The following is a 16,822-nucleotide window of genomic DNA, read 5'->3' on the forward strand; positions in this document are numbered from 1 at the left end:
CGAAGGCGGCACCACCATGACGGAACGCTTCGCACCGACCCCCGAGGACAAGTTCACCTTCGGCCTCTGGACCGTGGGCTGGCAGGGCCGCGACCCCTTCGGTGACGCGACGCGCGCCGCGATCGACCCGGTCGAATCCGTCCAGCGCCTCGCCGGGCTGGGCGCGTACGGCGTGACCTTCCACGACGACGACCTGATCCCCTTCGGCTCCTCGGACACCGAGCGCGAGGGCATCGTCAAGCGCTTCCGTCAGGCGCTCGACACGGCCGGTCTCGTCGTTCCCATGGCCACGACGAACCTCTTCACGCACCCCGTCTTCAAGGACGGCGCCTTCACCGCCAACGACCGCGACGTCCGCCGCTACGCCCTGCGCAAGACCATGCGCAACATCGACCTCGCCGTCGAGCTGGGCGCCACCACCTACGTCGCCTGGGGCGGCCGGGAGGGCTCCGAGTCCGGCGCCGCCAAGGACATCCGCAGCGCGCTCGACCGCATGAAGGAAGCCTTCGACCTCCTGGGCGACTACGTCACCGAGCAGGGCTACGACCTGAAGTTCGCCATCGAGCCCAAGCCCAACGAGCCGCGCGGCGACATCCTCCTCCCCACCATCGGCCACGCCCTCGCCTTCATCGAGCGCCTGGAGCGCCCCGAGATGGTCGGCGTCAACCCGGAGGTCGGGCACGAGCAGATGGCCGGGCTGAACTTCCCGCACGGCATCGCCCAGGCCCTGTGGGCGGGCAAGCTCTTCCACATCGACCTCAACGGCCAGTCCGGCATCAAGTACGACCAGGACCTCCGCTTCGGCGCCGGCGACCTGCGCCAGGCGTTCTGGCTGGTCGACCTCCTGGAGAACTCCGACTACGCCGGCCCGCGCCACTTCGACTTCAAGCCGCCGCGCACCGAGGACTACGACGGCGTCTGGGCCTCCGCCGCGGGCTGCATGCGCAACTACCTCATCCTCAAGGAGCGCGCCGCCGCCTTCCGCGCCGACCCGGCCGTCCAGGACGCCCTGCGCGCCTCCCGCCTGGACGAGCTGGCCCGGCGCACCGCCGAGGACGGCGTGGCCGGCCTGCTCGCCGACCGCTCCGCGTTCGAGGACTTCGACGTGGACGCGGCCGCCGAGCGCGGCATGGCCTTCGAGGCCCTGGACCAGCTGGCGATGGACCACCTGCTCGGCGTCCGCTGACCCCACGGGGCAACAGGAGAGGGGGCGGACGCACCGTGCGTCCGCCCCCTCTCCTTTGTTACGTGTCTCAGGTCATCTGTTACGTGTCTCAGGTCATCGCCGGACGCGCGTACGCCACCGGGTCGGCCAGCACATCCGTCATCACCAGCGCCGCCGCACCCCGCGCCGCGTCCCCCGCGACCGACGACGCGCGCAGCCGCCCCCCGCCGGGCGCCCAGAGCCCGGACACCACCCGGCCCGTCAGCTCCTCGTCGGCCGGAGCGGCCAGCCACGGCATCAGGTTCCGGTAGATCCCGCCGAGCACCACCGCGTCCGGGTCCAGCAGATTGACCGCCCCCGACAGCACCCGGCCCAGCATCCGTCCGGCCTCCGCGACCGCGCCGACCGCCCGCTCGTCGCCCGCCCGCACCCGCTTCTCCAGCTCCGCGACCCCGAGCCCGCCGCCCCCGTCGACCCCGGCCGCCCGCAGCAGCGCCGCCTGTCCCGCGTACTGCTCCAGGCAGCCGCGCGAACCGCACCGGCACCGCGGACCGCTCGGGTCCACCACCACATGGCCGATCTCCCCGGCGAAGCCGTGCGCCCCGCGCAGCAGCTCGCCGTCGATGACCAGCGCACCGCCCACGCCGATCTCACCGGTCAGATAGAGGAAGCTGCGGATGCGCTCCAGGCCGCCGAACCACAGCTCGGCCAGGGCCGCCAGATTCGCCTCGTTCTCCGAGCGGACCGGCAGCTCCTGACGACCGGGGTGCTCCGAGGCCAGCGCGGCGGCGAACAGCTCCTCGGCCGGGACCTGGTTCCAGCCCAGGTTCGGCGCCTGGCGCACCGCGCCGCCCGAGACCAGGCCCGGCAGTGCCAGGGCCACACCGACCGGATACAGCTCCTGCTCCCGCGCCGAGTCCAGGGTGCGCGCGGCGATCCGGGCGGCCCGGGCCAGCACCTCGGCGGGCGGGGTGCCCCGGTTGTCCAGATGCTCGGTGAGACGGACCCGGCCGGTCCCGGCCAGGTCGACCACGCACACCGACACGTAGTCGATGTTGACCTCGACCCCGAGCCCGGCCGGCCCGGTGCGCGCCGTCTTGAGCGCGGTCCCGGGGCGGCCGGCCTGCCCGCTGAACGTCTTGCCGGACTCGGTCAGGAACCCGGTTTCGAGCAGCTGCTCGACCAGCGAGGACACGGCGGCCCGGGTCAGCCCCACGCGCGCGGCGACCCCGGCCCGGGTCGCCTCGCCCTCGCCCTCGTCGCGGACGGCCCGCAGCACGAGGCTCAGATTGCTGCGCCGGACGGTGTCCTTGTCGGCCTTGGGCCCCAGCGGTGTGAGGTTGCTCTTCATATCGGTCCTGAGCCTATGCGATTCCGTACGCCAGTACGGTCGTGCAAGGCCGGGGCCACCCGGCCCCGGCCCGCCTCAGGACGCGGACGCCCCACGCTCCTTCAGCATGTCCGCCATGAGCGCGATCTCCGACTTCTGGGCCAGGGCCATGCCCGACGCCAGATTCCGGATCTGCTCGGTCTTCGCCGCCGAGGCCGCCGCCTGGGCCATCTCGGCGCCGGACTCGTGGTGCGCGGTCATCAGCTTCAGGAAGAGGATCTCGGCGTCCCTGCCCTTGGCCGCCCGCAGCTTGTCCAGCTCGGCGTCGGTGGCCATGCCGGGCATCAGCGCACCGTCACCGCGCGGGGTGAAGGTGTGCCCCATCCAGGCCATGGGCGGCCCGGGGGAGCTCTTCGCCCGGCCCCACATCTCCAGCCAGCCGAGCAGCATGCCGCGCTGGTTGGCCTGGGTGTTGATGATGTCGAACGCCAGCCGGCGCACCGCCTCGTCCGAGGTGCGGTCCCGCACGATGAACGCCATCTCGACCGCCTGCTGATGGTGCACCGCCATATCGCGCGCGAACCCCACATCGGCCGAGGACTCGGCCGGCGCGGACACGGAGGCCGCCGCGGGAGCCGACGTCGACGGGCGTACGAAGGTCAGCGCGATCAGCGCGAGCGCCAGCAGCAGCACCGCACCGCCGGCCAGCACCAGGGGCCGCGAGGTGCGCGGGCCGGCCGTCACTTGGCGATCCCGCCGGTGCAGGCGGCGCCCGGCTCCGGGGTCTGCGGGCCCTGCACGTACTTCGTGAAGAACTGCGCGACGCGCGCGTCCGTGGCGCTCTTCACCGTGACCTGCTTCCCCCAGGCGCTGAGCATCAGCGGCGCCTCCTGGTCCTCGACCGGGCTCATCAGCGAGTACGGCGTGCTCGACACCCGCTCGTTCAGCTTCTTGACGTCGGCGGGCTTCGCCTTGCTGGTGTACGTGACCCACACCGCGCCGTGCTCCAGCGAGTGGACGGCGTTCTCCTTCGGTATCGCCTGGGTGTAGACGTCACCGTCGCAGTTCATCCACACCGGGTTGTGGTCGCCGCCGACCGGCGGGTTCATCGGGTAGTCGACCGTCTTCTCCACATGGTTCTGCGTGAGCTTGTCCCAGCTCTTCTCGCCGGTGACGGGCGAGATCTTGGCCTCGGCCTCGGCCTTGTCCTGCTCATCGGCCGCGTTCATCAGATAACCGCCCCCGACGACGAGACCGGCGACCACCAGCACGCCGACGGAGAGCGTGATGACGCGGGAGCGGCGCTCACGGGCCCGCTCCTTACGACGGGCCTCGTCCAGCTTGGCGCGACGGGCGGCGGTGGGGCTGTCGGGCTTGGCGGTGTTCTGCTTGTTGGCGGAAGCCATGACGGGTCCTTGGGTTCAGTGGGGCGCGGGACGGAGTGCGTACGGCAGAGGGGGAGCCGCCGCACCCGGGAACGGGCACGGGGCATCCCCGGCCGTCCTAGGTCCGCTGAACCTGGAGGCGCAGGGGGTCGACCTCGCCGACCGCGTCGTTGGAGGGACCCCGGATGGACCCGCCGCCGGTCAGGGGGCGGTGCGGGAGAAGCGCCACGGCCGCCGAGGGGACCGCCGCCGGGCCCGGCGGGGCGGGCAGCACGACGGGCGGCGAGTGATCCGAGGCGTCGTGGCAGGAATCACCCACGCCCCGGTCGCGCGGGGTGTCGGCCACCACGACCCGGACCACCGTGAGATCGGTCAGCGTCGCGAGGGCCGAGGCGGGGGCGTACTCGGGGGAGGAATGGGGGCGTACGGACTGCGGCGCGCAGCACGAGACGAGCGCGACCAGGACGAACAGCCAGGCGAGCACGACCGGCGCACCGGTGCCGCGCAGCCGCTCCGGTCCCTCGCTCACCCTGTTCATCCCGCACATCGTACGTGGCGCGTTGAAGATTCAAGTAGTGCATGGGAGGAAGGGGTGAAACTGTGGATCCACGGACGGCAGGACCGATTTCGGCCATGGCGAGATAGTGTGCCCCGGTGACCACGCACTCGAACGTATCTGCGGGCTGGTATCCGGATCCGCATGGCGCCCCTCAGCTGCTGCGCTACTGGGACGGTTCCCAGTGGACGGAGCACACCCACGCCGCGGACGGCCAGGCCCCGGCCCAGGCCCCGGCGCAGGTGCCGCAGCAGCCCGCGGCCGTACCCCAGCAAGCTGCCCCGCCGCACCCGCAGCACCCGCAGGGCGGCGCCCCCGGCGGCTCGCTCTTCAGCCAGCAGGTCCTGGTCGTGAACCAGAAGGCCAAGCTGATCGAGCTGACGAACGAGTACAGCGTCTTCGATCAGCACGGCAACACCATCGGCTCGGTCGTCCAGGTCGGCCAGGGCGCCATGCGCAAGGTGCTCCGGTTCCTGACCAGCATCGACCAGTACCTGACCCACCGCCTTGAGATCCGCGACGCGTACGGTCAGCCGCAACTGCTGCTGACCCGCCCCGCGAAGTTCATCAAGTCCCGGGTCGTCGTGGAGCGCCCCGACGGTCAGCCGGTCGGCGAGATCGTCCAGCAGAACGCCATCGGCAAGATCAACTTCGCGATGATGGCCGGCGGGCAGCAGATCGGCGCGATCAAGGCCGAGAACTGGCGCGCCTGGAACTTCGCGATCGTCGACCACAACGATCAGGAGATCGCCCGGATCACCAAGACCTGGGAAGGGCTCGCGAAGACGCTGTTCACGACGGCGGACAACTACGTCCTCCAGATCCACCGCCAGCTGCCCGAGCCGCTGCTGAGCCTCGTGGTGGCGACGGCCCTGACCGTGGACACCGCCCTCAAGCAGGACGCCCGCGGCCTCGGCTGAGCCCGGCCCCGTACGCCCGACCGCCCGCGCCTCTCGTCCGAGGAGCGCGGGCGGTGTCGTGTCCGGGGGCGCTGTGTCCAGGGGGCCGTGTTCGGGGACCAGTTTCGATCCAGGTGTTTTACTTGTGTAATACCTGTTAAAGTAAATGAGTGAGTGATACAACCATCAGGTCCGCCAAGCCCGCCGGGCCCGCCGTCCGCAGACTCCCGCTGACCGGCCCGCTGCGTCTGAACCGGCCGTCCGACCTGTGGTTCAAGCCCGCCACCAGCGTCGTCGTGGCCACCGCGATACCCAACCTGGTGCTACTCGCCCTCGGCCGGCTCGACCTGGTGATGTACACGATGGCCGGCTCGCTCTGCGCGCTGTACGGCCACCACCTCCCGTACGCCCGCCGCGCCGGCACCGTCGCCGGGGTCGTCCTCGGCATGACCGCCGGGCTCGGCGCCGCCCTCGTCGTCGCCTCGCTCACCACGTCCACCGCCGTGCTCATCGCGGTCGGCGCGCTCCTGGCCGCCGGCCAGAAGCTGCTCTGCGACGCGACCCGGATCGGCCCGCCCGGACCGGTGATCTTCACCTTCGTGAGCTCCGCCGCGCTCTTCGTCCCCCAGACGCTCGCCCAGGTCCCCGGCCACCTCGCCCTCACCCTCGGCGCGGGCGCCGTCGCCTGGCTCGTCGCCGTCGTCGCCCCCGCGCTCGTCCGCCGCGACGGCCCCGAGCGCCGCGCCACCGCCCGCGCCCTCGACGCCGCCGCCGCGCACGCCGCCGACCCCGGCCACGCCACCCGCCGAGCCGCCGTCACCGCCGTGCACGCCGCCTGGCAGACCCTCCTCGCCACCGGCCGCCCCACCCCGGCCCGCCGCGCCCTGGAGCGCCTGGCCGTCCACGCCGAGACCGCCGTCCTCGCGGGCGAACCCGACCCCGCCGATGCCGGCCGGCTCCGCGAATGGGCCCGGCTCACCCGCGCCCGGGGCCCCGTCCCCACCCCGCCGCCCGCCCCCGGCACCGGCGCCGAACTCTTCGGCCTCGACGCCGAACGCGCCGCCCGCCGCAGCGGGTTCCGTACGCTGCTGCGCGGCCTCGCCCCCGGCTCCCCGCTCCTCCCGGTCGCCGCCCGCACGCTCGTCGGCTGCGCCCTGGCCGGGTACGTCTGCTCGGCGGTGGGCGTCGGCCGCCCGTACTGGGCGCTCGTCACCGCCGCGTCGCTCTACCAGGCCAACGTCACGCTCTCCTGGAACCGCACGCTCCAGCGCACCCTCGGCAACCTCATCGGCGTCCTGGTCTTCGCCGCCGTCCTGCCGGCCGCCCGCGCCACCCCGCTCGCCCTCATCGGCTTCTGCCTCCTCTTCGCCTTCGCGGCCGAGGCGCTGATCACCCGCAACTACTGGCTCGGCTCCGTCGCCGTGACCCCGATGGCCCTCCTCGTCCTGGAGTACGCGGGCAGCCACCCGGCCGGCGAGCTGATCGGCGACCGGGTTCTGGACACCGTGATCGGCGCCGCCGTCGGCTTCCTCGCCGCCGTCCTGGTCACCAACCGCCGCGCCACCGGCCGCGTCGAGCGCGCGCTGGCCGACGCCGAACGCGCCCGCGCCCACGCCGTACGGACCCTCGCCGCGCCGGAGCCCGCGCCCGCCGCCCTGGACGCCGCCCGCCGCCGTCTCACCGGCACCCTGGTCGAACTGCGCGAGGCGGACGACACCGCGGCCGGCGAGTGGTGGCAGCCCGCCCCGATCCGCGATGCGGTGCTCACCGCCGAACAGGCCGGACACCGTACGCTCGCGGCGACAGCGCAACGGCGGGGGCAAGGTGTGCCCGCCCAGGAGAACGGAGCGGTGTGACCGACGACATCGTCGCCTCGGTGGTCCGGCAGTGGCAGGCCGTGAACCCGGAACTCGACACCGGGCCCATGGAGCTCATCGGCCGGATCAACCGCTGCTCCGCGCTCCTCCAGCAGGCCGAGGACGCCCCGCTGAGGGCGGCCGGGCTGACCCGCGCGGAGTTCGACCTCCTCGGAGCCGTACGCCGTACCGGCCGCGAACTGACCCCCGGCGAACTGGCCCGGGAGACCTTCTCCTCCGGCGCCGCCGTCACCAAACGGCTGCGGGTCCTCCAGGAGCGCGGCCTGATCACCCGGCGCGGCGACGAGCGCGACCGCAGGGTCGCCCACGTCCGCCTCACCGGCGAGGGCCGCGACCTGGTCGACGGACTGCTGCCCCGGCAGCTGGCGTACGAACGCGCGGTGCTCTCCGGCCTCGACCCCGAGTCCCGCGACCGCCTGAGCGCACAGCTCAGCGAGCTCCTGGTGCAGTTGGAGGGGCGCATCGGCGGCGCCCGCCAGTAGCGGCCCCCGCCCGGCACCACTCGTACGGGCACCTTCGTTCATATGTGCCCATCTCTCGCCCCGTGGGGCGATTCTTCCTTATTCCTCCGCCCCGTCACTCCCCGCACACGTCTGAAGGCGGTGCGTGCAAAAACTCGTGAGCGTACTACCGCGGGAGCGCTCGCGCAGGGGGTTGGAGGAATGTGCGAAAGCGCTGATTCGATCTGACTAAGCTCACGCGCAGTGAAGCCGAGTTGAGATGAATTCGCGCGCTTGTTCGCTATGTTCAGGCAGGCGCCGAATCTCCGGAATACATCCCGAATCAACCGCCAGAGGTTCAGATGGCCCGTGTTGAATCACCGCCGGCCGGCCGGGAAGCCCCCGTCGCCCGCGCCCTGTTGCTGCCCGTCGTCGTGATGGCGGGAGCAACCGCCGCCGCGGCGGCGCTGGTTGCCGAGCCCGCGCGGATACCAGTCGTCTGGTGCGGAGCATTCGCCACCGTCGTGGTCGCCGCGCTCGCCGTGGAGATCGCCCGGCGCGGTCGCACGATCCGCCGCCGCAACACCGAGTACCAACAGCGCGTCACCGCCCTGGAACGGCGCATCGCCGACCACGACGAAGAGACCGTCCGCATCAGCAAGGAGCTGCTGCCGTCCGCCATCCACCGGCTGCGCGTGGGCAATTCGCCCGACGAGGTACTGCGCGACGTGGTGGACTCCGACCCGGTCTACCGCTACCTGCCCGACTCCCAGCGCTCCCTCGTCTACACGGTGCTCGACATCATCGACAACGAGGAGGCGACCCGGGACTCCGCGCAGCGCGCCTTCGTCAACGTCGCCCGCCGGGTCCAGGCGATCGTCCACCGGCAGGCCAGTGAGCTCCGGGAGATGGAGGAGCACCACGGGCGCAACCCCGACGTCTTCGACGACCTGCTCCGCATCGACCACGGCACCGCCCTGATCGGCCGCCTCGCCGACTCCATCGCGGTCCTCGGCGGCGCCCGCCCCAGCCGCCAGTGGCCCAAGCCCGTACCGCTGTTCAGCGTGTTGCGCGGCGCCATGTCGCGCATCCTGGAGTACCCGCGCATCGATCTGCACTCGATCGCCAAGGTCGCCATCATCGGCACCGCGGTCGAACCGCTCATCCACGCCTGCGCCGAACTCCTCGACAACGCCACCCGCTACTCGCCCCCGCAGACCCGGGTGCACGTCACCGCGGTCGAGGTACAGACCGGCATCGCCATCGAGATCGAGGACGGCGGCGTCAGCCTCAGCGAGGAGGCCCGCGCCCGCGCCGAGAACATGCTCGCCCGGGCCCAGGCCGGATCCAGCATGAACGACCTCGGCGAGTCCCCGCGCCTCGGCATGGCCGTCGTCGGCCGCCTCGCCCGGATGTACGACCTCCAGGTCTCGCTGCGCCAGTCCGCGTACGGCGGCGTGCGCGCCGTGCTCATCGTGCCCCGCGCCATGATCACCACCGGCCCGGCCCCCGGCATCGCCCACGGCATCGGCGCCACCTCGCGGCCCACCAGCGACATCGACCTCGACGACATGAAGCACGTGGTGCCGCCCCGCGGCAAGCGCCGCAAGCCCAGCCCCGTCGCGGCCCGGCCCGCGACCGGCCCGGTGGTCTCCGAGCCCCGCCCGGCCGCCCCGCCCACCCCGGCCGTCGCCATGCAGGACGACGTGCCCATCGTGACCGAGTGGACCGCCGGCGGACTCCCGCAGCGCCGCAGCCGCGGCCGCGCCCCGCTCGGCTCGCACAACCTTCCCGCACAGGCCGCCGACCCCACCGGCGGGCGCACCAACGGCCACGGCCACAACTACGGCCCGGCCCAGAACAACGGCACGGAACCGCCCCCCGGCATCTGGCTGGAGGCGTTCACCAAGGCCGCCAACGGCGTGCCCCAGGAGCCCAGGGCTGACGAAGACTCTGACGACGCGTGGGACAAGGGAGATCAGCGGTGATCCAGCAGCGGGGCAACATGGACTGGATGCTCAAGGAACTCGCCGACGACGTCCCGGACATCCATCAGATCGTCGTGCTCTCCGCCGACGGACTGCGCATCGCCCAGCACGGCGGCGACCCCGACGTCGCCGACCGGCTCGCGGCCGCCTGCGCCGGACTCCAGAGCCTGGCGGCGGCCGTCGCCTCCGAGATCCCGTACAGCGACGGCCGGATGCGGCTCGTCGTCATCGAGGTCACCGGCGGCTTCTTCTATCTGATGGCCGCCGGCGCCGGCGCCTATCTCGCGGTGCTCGCCGGCGAGACGGTGGACGCCGGGCACGTCGGGGCGCGGATGCGCGACATGGTCGTACGCATCGGCGGCCACCTCACGAGCCCGCCCCGCCACGACGGGCAGGCCGGATGAATTCTCCCCGACGAGAACGCCGCAAGGCCGACCCGGCGCTGAGCGATCCGGAGAGGCTCTACGTCATCACCGGCGATCCCGACGGCAGCGAGCGGGCAGCGCTCGACCTGGTCACGATGATTGTCTCGAAGTCGGAGCCGTCCCCGACGGTCCAGCCCGAGCAGGCCGTGATCCTCCGGCTCTGCCAGGCCCCGTTATCGGTCGCCGAACTCTCCGCCTATCTCAGCCTGCCGTTCAGCGTGGTGACCTCGCTCCTCACCGAACTCCTCGCCACCGGTCTGATCGAATCGCGCGCGCCGATCGTCCGCGCGACCCTCCCGGACCGGTCCCTCCTCGAAGCGGTGATGCATGGACTTCAGAAACTCTGACACGATCACGGGCCCCCGCAGCGAGGATGTCCTGCCCACCACGGCCACCGCCGCGGTGAAGGTCGTGATCGTCGGCGGGTTCGGGGTCGGCAAGACGACCATGGTCGGCTCGGTCAGCGAGATCCGGCCCCTGACCACCGAAGAGACGATGACGCAGGACGGCGTCGGCGTGGACGACAACTTCGGTGTGGAGAGCAAGACCGCCACCACCGTCGCCATGGACTTCGGCCGGATCAGCATCAGCGATGAGCTGATCCTCTACCTCTTCGGCACCCCCGGCCAGGAACGCTTCTGGTTCCTCTGGAACGGCCTGTTCGAGGGCGCCCTCGGAGCCGTCGTCCTCATCGACACCCGCCGGCTCGAAACCAGCTTCGACGTCATCGGGCGCCTGGAGGAACGCGGGGTGCCGTTCGTCGTCGCCATCAACACGTTCCCCGAGGCGCCGAAGTACCCCGTCGAGGCGCTGCGCGGCGCGCTGGACCTCGCGGAAGAGGTCCCGATGATCGACTGCGACGCCCGGCTGCGCGGCTCCAGCCGCGATGTGCTGATGACCCTGATGCGCTATCTGCACGGCCTCTCCCTCCCGATCGGCTGACCGCGCACCCTTTCCGAACCCGTTCCGCGCGCCCCCACCGCGCCCCCGACCGTCCGGCCCCCGAGGCCCGACCCCTGGAGCGATCGTGACAACCCCCTTCCCCTACGAGCACGGCCAGGTCCCGCCCCCCGAGTGCCCGGCGCACGGCCTGGGCGTCGGCCCCGGCGGCCTGCGCCGGCTCTACGGCCCCGAGGCCGAGCAGGACCCGCACGGCCTGTACGAGAAACTGCGCGCCGAACACGGCACGGTGGCCCCGGTCCTGCTGCACGGCGATGTGCCCGCCTGGCTGGTCCTCGGCCACAGCGAGAACATGCACATGACCCGTACGCCCTCGCAGTTCTCCCGGGACTCGCGCCGCTGGCGGGCCCTCCAGGACGGCAGCGTCGCCCCCGACCACCCGCTGGCGCCGATCTTCACCTGGCAGCCGATCTGCGTCTTCGCCGACGGCGCCACCCACGAACGCCAGCGCGGCGCCGTCACCGACTCCATGGCCCGGATCGACACGCGCGGCGTGCGGCGCCACGTCAACCGGTACAGCAACCGGCTCGTCAACGGCTTCTGCCGGGAGGGCCGCACCGACCTCGTCGCCGAGTTCGCCGAACGGCTGCCCATGATGGTCATGTGCGCCATCCTCGGCATGCCGGAGGAGTACAACGACCGGATGGTCGAGGCGGCCCGCGACATGATCAAGGGCACCGCCACCGCCGTCCAGAGCAACGCCTATGTGGTGGGAGCGCTCACCCGGCTGGTCGAGCGCCGCCGCCGCGAACCGGCCGACGACTTCGCGACCTGGCTGGTCGAGCACCCCGCGAACATGAACGACCAGGAGGTCGCCGAGCATCTGCGGCTCATCCTGATCGCGTCCTACGAGGCCACCGCCAACCTGATCGCCAACGTGCTGCGCATGGTCCTCACCGACCCGCGCTTCCGGGCCCGGCTCAGCGGCGGCCACATGACCGTCCCCGAGGCGGTCGAGCAGACCCTGTGGGACGAGCCCCCGTTCACCGCCGTCTTCGGCCGCTGGGCCGTCGGCGACACCGAACTGGGCGGGAAGCACATCAAGGCCGGCGACGCCCTGATCGTCGGCATCGCCCCGGCCAACACCGACCCCGTGGTCCGCCCCGACCTGGCCGCCAACATGGAGGGCAACCGCTCGCACCTGGCGTTCAGCGGCGGCCCCCACGAGTGCCCCGGACAGGACATCGGCCGCGCCATCGCGGACGTCGGCGTGGACGCCCTCCTGATGCGGCTGCCCGACCTCGAACTCGCGGTGGACGAACACCAGCTGCAATGGGTCGGCAACTTCATGAGCCGTCACCTGGTGGACCTCCCCGCCGAATTCGCCCCCCGCTCCCCGCAGGACGACCGGGAGCCGCCGTCCATGGGCCGGCCCAACGCGGCCCGCCAGGACTGGGAGGTCCAGTCCGCCGTACGCCACACCGCCCCGACCCCGGTCCGCGCCCCCCTGGACGGGGCCCACGCGCCGTCCGCCGCCGCCCCGGCCGGGGCGACCGCGACGGCCGACGGCTCGGCGGACGCGCTGTCCGGCCCGGCGGGTGACGGCACGGCCACCGGCCGCGTCCCACGCCAGCGCAAGCCCGGCGGCCCCGCCCGCCTCTGGCGCGTCGTGACCCGCTGGTGGAACGGCGACTGAGGCCCTCATGAGTACGGGGCGCCCCCGGGGCGCCCCGTACCATGCGGAAGCGTGAAGCTGACAATTCTGGGCGGCGGCGGATTCCGGGTTCCACTGGTGTACGGGGCGCTGCTCGCCGACCACGCCGAGGGCCGGGTCACGGCCGTCACCCTCTACGACACGGACACCGACCGGCTCACCGCCGTGGCCCGGGTCCTCGCCGAGCAGGCCGCGCCCCTTCCGGACGCACCCGCCGTCCGTGCCACGACCGACCTGGACGAGGCGCTGCGCGGCGCCGACTTCGTCTTCTCGGCGATCCGGGTCGGCGGCCTCGCGGGCCGGGCCGCCGACGAACGCGTCGCGCTGGACGAGGGCGTCCTCGGCCAGGAGACGGTCGGCGCCGGCGGCATCGCGTACGGACTGCGCACCGTGCCCGTCGCCGTCGATCTCGCGCAGCGCATCGCCCGGCTCGCCCCGGACGCCTGGGTCATCAACTTCACCAACCCGGCCGGGCTGGTCACCGAGGCGATGTCCCGGCACCTCGGCGACCGCGTCATCGGCATCTGCGACTCACCGGTCGGCCTCGGCCGCCGCATCGCCCGGGTCCTCGGTGCCGATCCGGACCTGGCCCGCGTCGACTACGTCGGGCTCAACCACCTCGGCTGGGTGCGCGGGCTGTACGTCGACGGCCGCGACGAACTCCCGCGTCTGCTGGCCGACCCCGGACTGCTGGGCTCCTTCGAGGAGGGGCGGCTGTTCGGCGCCGACTGGCTGCGCTCGCTGGGCGCGGTCCCCAACGAATACCTGCACTACTACTACTTCAACCGCGAGGCGGTCCGCGCCTACCAGGAGGCGGCGCAGACCCGGGGCGCCTTCCTCCGCGAGCAGCAGGAGGGCTTCTACGGCCGGATGAAGGACCCGGCGACCCCCGCCCTGGCCACCTGGGACCGCACCCGGGCGGAGCGCGAGGCCACCTACATGTCGGAGAACCGGGACGTCGCCGGGGCCGGCGAGCGCGAGGAGAGCGACCTCGAATCCGGCGGCTACGAACAGGTCGCCCTCGCCCTGATGCGGGCCATCGCCCGCGACGAGCGGACCACCCTGATCCTGAACGTCCGCAACCGGTCCACCCTTTCGGTGCTGGACGCGGACGCCGTGATCGAGGTCCCCTGCCTGGTCGACGCCAACGGCGCCCGCTCCGTCTCCGTCGACCCCCTGCCGTACCACGCGGTGGGCCTGGTCACCTCGGTGAAGGCCGTCGAGCGCGCGGTGCTGGACGCGGCGGCGAGCGGATCGCGCGCGGACGCGGTCCGTGCCTTCGCCCTGCACCCGCTGGTCGACTCGGTCTCCGTCGCCCACCGCCTGGTGGACGGCTATGTGAAGGCGCACCCGGAGCTGGCGTATCTGGGGGCCGTACGGTCATGACGCGGCGCCCCCGGCCGGGACGCCGCCCGGATCACGGAGCGGGGACGGCTCGGGGCCCGTACGCCTGGGTCCACGACGGCGTCACGCCCGTCACCTGGCAGACCATCAGGAACAGCGGGATGGGCGGGGTGTAGGGCGTGCGGCTGTCGGGCTGGTGGATGAGCCGGGGGCGTACCGCGGGCACGCACGCCCCGCGCGCGTACGCCACCTGCTCGGGCCAGTCCAGGTCCAGGTCGGAGCCGGCCGGCACGATCCACCACCAGCGCTCACCGTCCGCGAAGACGCAGCCGGTGCGCGGCAGATGGGACATCAGCCGGAAGCCGTGGCGGGCGGGCACCCCCACCGCGTCGTAGCCGAGGCTCGCCGAGAGGGTCGTGGGCAGCGGCAGCTGGACCCGGCCGCCGGCGCCGGGGGAGCCGGCGGGCTCGCGGGAGCGGCGGTGTCCGAGGAGGTGGTTCATGGCGTTCTTCAGCATGAGTGCTCCGAGCCGTGCGGCAGTTCTGCCCAGACGATGCGGCCCGAGCCTTCCCCGGCGTCGCGAAAGCCCCAGGAGCGGGCCAGTGAGTCGACGAGCAGCAGGCCGCGTCCGTGCTCGTCGTCCGCCCCTCTGCCGAGACGCGGACCGTCCGGCTGGTGCCCCTGGTCCTGTACGGAGACCCGCAGCCGGCCGTCCAGGCACCGCAGTTCGCACAGGACCCGTGCGCTGGTGGTGTGCACCACCGCGTTGGTGACCAGTTCGGACACGATCAGCACCGCGGCGTCGAGAATGCCGCCGCCGGTGCGCCACTCGCCGAGCCGGGCCTTCGTCAGGCGCCGGGCGGTGGCGACCGATTCGGGATGCGCGGGCAGCGCGAAGCAGTACCGGAGCGCTTCGGTCCCCGGGCCGGTCTCCACGAGCCGGGGGATGAGCGCACTGCCAGGTGCCACGACCGAATCCTCACAGTGGGGGCTGCGTCACGCTTCGCGATCTTCGAAAAGGCCGAGGGCGCGACAGGTCAACTGGTTTCGCACCCCAACTCTCTACCTGTCACGAACACTTGGCAAGGGGCACTCTGAAAATTCCAGAGTGGCTGTGTCTTTGACAGCAGGCGCATGGCACACTGCACCCACATACAGCGCGTGGGGGAGGTCTGAAGTGAGCGAACCGCGGTCCGCCCCGACCGTGGGCCAGGTCGTTCTCGGCAAGCGTCTGCAGGAACTGCGGGAGCGGGCCGGCCTGAGCCGGGACCAGGCCGCCAAGGTGCTGCGTGTGACCGCGGCGACGGTCCGCAGGATGGAGACGGCCGAGGTCGCGCTCAAGATCCCCTACGTCCAGGCGCTGCTGAAGGCGTACGGGATCTCCGACGCGGAGAACGACGCGTTCGTCGAGCTCGCGGAGGAGGCCAACAGGCCGGGCTGGTGGCAGCGGTTCCACGACGTGCTGCCGGACTGGTTCAGCATGTACGTCAGCCTGGAGGGGGCCGCGAGCCTCCTGCGCATGTACGAGCCGCACTTCGTCCCCGGACTGCTCCAGACCGAGGACTACGCGCGGACGGTGATGCGCACCGGAGCCGTCGGCCAGACCCGGCCGGAGGACATCGAGCGCCATGTGGCGCTGCGGATGGAACGGCAGTCCCTGCTGACCAGACCCGACGCCCCACGCCTGTGGGTGGTGATGGACGAAACCGTTCTGCGCCGCCCGGTGGGCAGCGCCGAGATCATGCGCGCCCAGGCGGACAAGCTCCTGGAAGCGACGGCGATGCCCAACGTGACCTTGCAGATCGCGGAGTTCTCCACCGGTCACCACCCGGGGACGTACGGGCCGTTCGTGCTCTTCCGGTTCGCCGTCCCCGAACTGCCCGACATGGTCTACAGCGAATATCTGACCGGAGCCGTCTACTTCGACGCGCGGCAGGAGGTGGCCTCGTACCTCGAAGTCATGGACCGCATGGCGGCCCAGGCCGCGACTGCACAACGCACGAAGGAACTCCTCCGGGACTTCCGCAAGGAGCTGTGATGACACCCATATACAACGGCATGCCCGCCGGTGACCTGGGCTCCGAGGGCTGGTACAAGCCCTGGAGCGGTGGCAACGGCGGCAACTGCGTCGAGGCCATGAAACTGGCCGACGGGAGAATCGCCATGCGCCAGTCCGCGGACCCCGAAGGTCCGGCCCTCATCTACACCCACCACGAGATCGCCGCGTTCATCCAGGGCGCCAAGGCCGGCCAGGCCGACTTCCTGCTGACCTGAGCCGCGGAAGGCCCTCCGTCGGGCCCGCGCGTCAGCGCACGTCACAATGGGACCCATGTCCCGACGCACCTCCCGCTCCCGGCGCCCGTCCGCCGCGAGCCCCCGCACCACCACCCCCCGCCCGGAGATCAGCGCGGCTTCGCCGTGCCCCTGCGGGCTGCCCGCCGGCTACGCCGAGTGCTGCGGCCGGCTGCACGCGGGGGCCCCGGCGGCCACCTGCGAGGCGCTGATGCGGTCGCGGTACGCCGCCTTCGTCGTCCGGGACGCCGGGTATCTGCTGCGCACCTGGCACCCGGACCACCGCCCCGACGTCCTCGACCTCGCCCCCGGGCAGCGCTGGCAGGGCCTGGAGGTCCTGGAGACCACGGAGGGCAGCGCCTTCCACACCACCGGCACGGTCACCTTCCGTGCCCACTACACGGTGGGCGGGCGCGCCGGCTCCCTGCACGAGAAGAGCCGCTTCGTCCGGTACGAGGGCGCCTGGGTGTACGAGACGGCGGTCTTCGCGGACTGAGGACGCGGGCG

General features: G+C 72.3%; 19 protein-coding genes. 13 read left to right on the plus strand and 6 right to left on the minus strand.

Going from position 1 to position 16,822, the window contains the following annotated elements:
- Positions 1 to 16 precede the first annotated feature (16 nt).
- On the plus strand, positions 17 to 1,186 hold the full coding sequence (gene xylA, locus OG338_RS26715; protein ID WP_405939777.1) for a xylose isomerase: 1,170 nt from the start codon (positions 17 to 19) through the stop codon (positions 1,184 to 1,186).
- An 88-nt stretch (positions 1,187 to 1,274) separates the two neighbouring features.
- On the opposite strand, the gene OG338_RS26720 is transcribed toward xylA, so the two are convergent.
- The 4 genes from OG338_RS26720 to OG338_RS26735 form a co-directional block, all read right to left on the minus strand.
- Positions 1,275 to 2,516 (minus strand): ROK family protein, encoded by a 1,242-nt coding sequence (locus OG338_RS26720; RefSeq protein WP_405939778.1) that lies wholly within the window; start codon positions 2,514 to 2,516, stop codon positions 1,275 to 1,277.
- A 75-nt stretch (positions 2,517 to 2,591) separates the two neighbouring features.
- The gene (locus OG338_RS26725; protein WP_405939779.1) at positions 2,592 to 3,239 is read right to left on the minus strand and encodes a DUF305 domain-containing protein; all 648 of its coding nucleotides are present in this window, start codon (positions 3,237 to 3,239) and stop codon (positions 2,592 to 2,594) included.
- Positions 3,236 to 3,901 (minus strand): DUF3105 domain-containing protein, encoded by a 666-nt coding sequence (locus tag OG338_RS26730; RefSeq protein WP_405939780.1) that lies wholly within the window; start codon positions 3,899 to 3,901, stop codon positions 3,236 to 3,238. Before OG338_RS26730 ends, OG338_RS26725 begins: the two co-directional genes overlap by 4 nt.
- A gap of 97 nt (positions 3,902 to 3,998) precedes the next feature.
- Positions 3,999 to 4,418 carry a hypothetical protein gene (locus OG338_RS26735; protein ID WP_405939781.1) on the minus strand — a complete coding sequence of 140 codons (420 nt, stop codon included), beginning with the start codon at positions 4,416 to 4,418 and terminating at the stop codon, positions 3,999 to 4,001.
- A 116-nt stretch (positions 4,419 to 4,534) separates the two neighbouring features.
- On the opposite strand from OG338_RS26735, the gene OG338_RS26740 reads away from it, so the two are divergent.
- From OG338_RS26740 to OG338_RS26780, 9 genes are all read left to right on the plus strand, one after another.
- On the plus strand, positions 4,535 to 5,356 hold the full coding sequence (locus OG338_RS26740) for a phospholipid scramblase-related protein (RefSeq protein ID WP_405939782.1): 822 nt from the start codon (positions 4,535 to 4,537) through the stop codon (positions 5,354 to 5,356).
- Between the two features lie 149 nt (positions 5,357 to 5,505).
- Positions 5,506 to 7,191: an FUSC family protein gene (locus tag OG338_RS26745; protein ID WP_405939783.1), complete on the plus strand. Its 1,686-nt coding sequence runs from the start codon at positions 5,506 to 5,508 to the stop codon at positions 7,189 to 7,191.
- Positions 7,188 to 7,694 (plus strand): MarR family winged helix-turn-helix transcriptional regulator, encoded by a 507-nt coding sequence (locus OG338_RS26750; protein WP_405939784.1) that lies wholly within the window; start codon positions 7,188 to 7,190, stop codon positions 7,692 to 7,694. Before OG338_RS26745 ends, OG338_RS26750 begins: the two co-directional genes overlap by 4 nt.
- A gap of 320 nt (positions 7,695 to 8,014) precedes the next feature.
- On the plus strand, positions 8,015 to 9,640 hold the full coding sequence (locus OG338_RS26755; protein ID WP_405939785.1) for a sensor histidine kinase: 1,626 nt from the start codon (positions 8,015 to 8,017) through the stop codon (positions 9,638 to 9,640).
- Positions 9,637 to 10,044 (plus strand): roadblock/LC7 domain-containing protein, encoded by a 408-nt coding sequence (locus tag OG338_RS26760; protein ID WP_018100234.1) that lies wholly within the window; start codon positions 9,637 to 9,639, stop codon positions 10,042 to 10,044. Before OG338_RS26755 ends, OG338_RS26760 begins: the two co-directional genes overlap by 4 nt.
- Positions 10,041 to 10,412 (plus strand): DUF742 domain-containing protein, encoded by a 372-nt coding sequence (locus OG338_RS26765; RefSeq protein WP_018100233.1) that lies wholly within the window; start codon positions 10,041 to 10,043, stop codon positions 10,410 to 10,412. Before OG338_RS26760 ends, OG338_RS26765 begins: the two co-directional genes overlap by 4 nt.
- Positions 10,393 to 11,007: a GTP-binding protein gene (locus tag OG338_RS26770; protein WP_405939786.1), complete on the plus strand. Its 615-nt coding sequence runs from the start codon at positions 10,393 to 10,395 to the stop codon at positions 11,005 to 11,007. The genes OG338_RS26765 and OG338_RS26770 overlap by 20 nt, the downstream gene beginning before the upstream one ends.
- An 85-nt stretch (positions 11,008 to 11,092) precedes the next feature.
- Positions 11,093 to 12,661 carry a cytochrome P450 gene (locus OG338_RS26775; protein ID WP_405939787.1) on the plus strand — a complete coding sequence of 523 codons (1,569 nt, stop codon included), beginning with the start codon at positions 11,093 to 11,095 and terminating at the stop codon, positions 12,659 to 12,661.
- Positions 12,662 to 12,712: 51 nt separating this feature from the next.
- Positions 12,713 to 14,065: a 6-phospho-beta-glucosidase gene (locus tag OG338_RS26780; protein WP_405939788.1), complete on the plus strand. Its 1,353-nt coding sequence runs from the start codon at positions 12,713 to 12,715 to the stop codon at positions 14,063 to 14,065.
- 31 nt (positions 14,066 to 14,096) lie between these two features.
- Here the strand turns inward: OG338_RS26780 and OG338_RS26785 are convergent, their stop codons facing one another.
- Together OG338_RS26785 and OG338_RS26790 are read right to left on the minus strand one after the other, a co-directional pair.
- Entirely contained in the window at positions 14,097 to 14,540 is a 444-nt protein-coding gene (locus tag OG338_RS26785; RefSeq protein WP_405939789.1) for a hypothetical protein, read from the minus strand.
- Positions 14,534 to 14,992 (minus strand): ATP-binding protein, encoded by a 459-nt coding sequence (locus OG338_RS26790; RefSeq protein WP_405939790.1) that lies wholly within the window; start codon positions 14,990 to 14,992, stop codon positions 14,534 to 14,536. Before OG338_RS26790 ends, OG338_RS26785 begins: the two co-directional genes overlap by 7 nt.
- Positions 14,993 to 15,200: 208 nt before the next feature.
- Between OG338_RS26790 and OG338_RS26795 the strand changes: the two genes are divergently transcribed.
- Genes OG338_RS26795 through OG338_RS26805 form a run of 3 tightly spaced genes read left to right on the plus strand, consistent with a single transcriptional unit; the run spans position 15,201 to position 16,811 of the window.
- Positions 15,201 to 16,061 carry a helix-turn-helix domain-containing protein gene (locus tag OG338_RS26795; RefSeq protein WP_405939791.1) on the plus strand — a complete coding sequence of 287 codons (861 nt, stop codon included), beginning with the start codon at positions 15,201 to 15,203 and terminating at the stop codon, positions 16,059 to 16,061.
- Complete coding sequence (locus OG338_RS26800; protein WP_405939792.1) at positions 16,061 to 16,297, plus strand: DUF397 domain-containing protein; 237 nt, start codon at positions 16,061 to 16,063, stop codon at positions 16,295 to 16,297. The genes OG338_RS26795 and OG338_RS26800 overlap by 1 nt, the downstream gene beginning before the upstream one ends.
- A gap of 55 nt (positions 16,298 to 16,352) precedes the next feature.
- Positions 16,353 to 16,811 (plus strand): YchJ family protein, encoded by a 459-nt coding sequence (locus OG338_RS26805; RefSeq protein WP_405939793.1) that lies wholly within the window; start codon positions 16,353 to 16,355, stop codon positions 16,809 to 16,811.
- Positions 16,812 to 16,822 lie beyond the last annotated feature (11 nt).

Origin of the sequence: Streptomyces sp. NBC_00726 (genome assembly GCF_045161735.1) — a bacterium.
Taxonomy (GTDB): domain Bacteria; phylum Actinomycetota; class Actinomycetes; order Streptomycetales; family Streptomycetaceae; genus Streptomyces.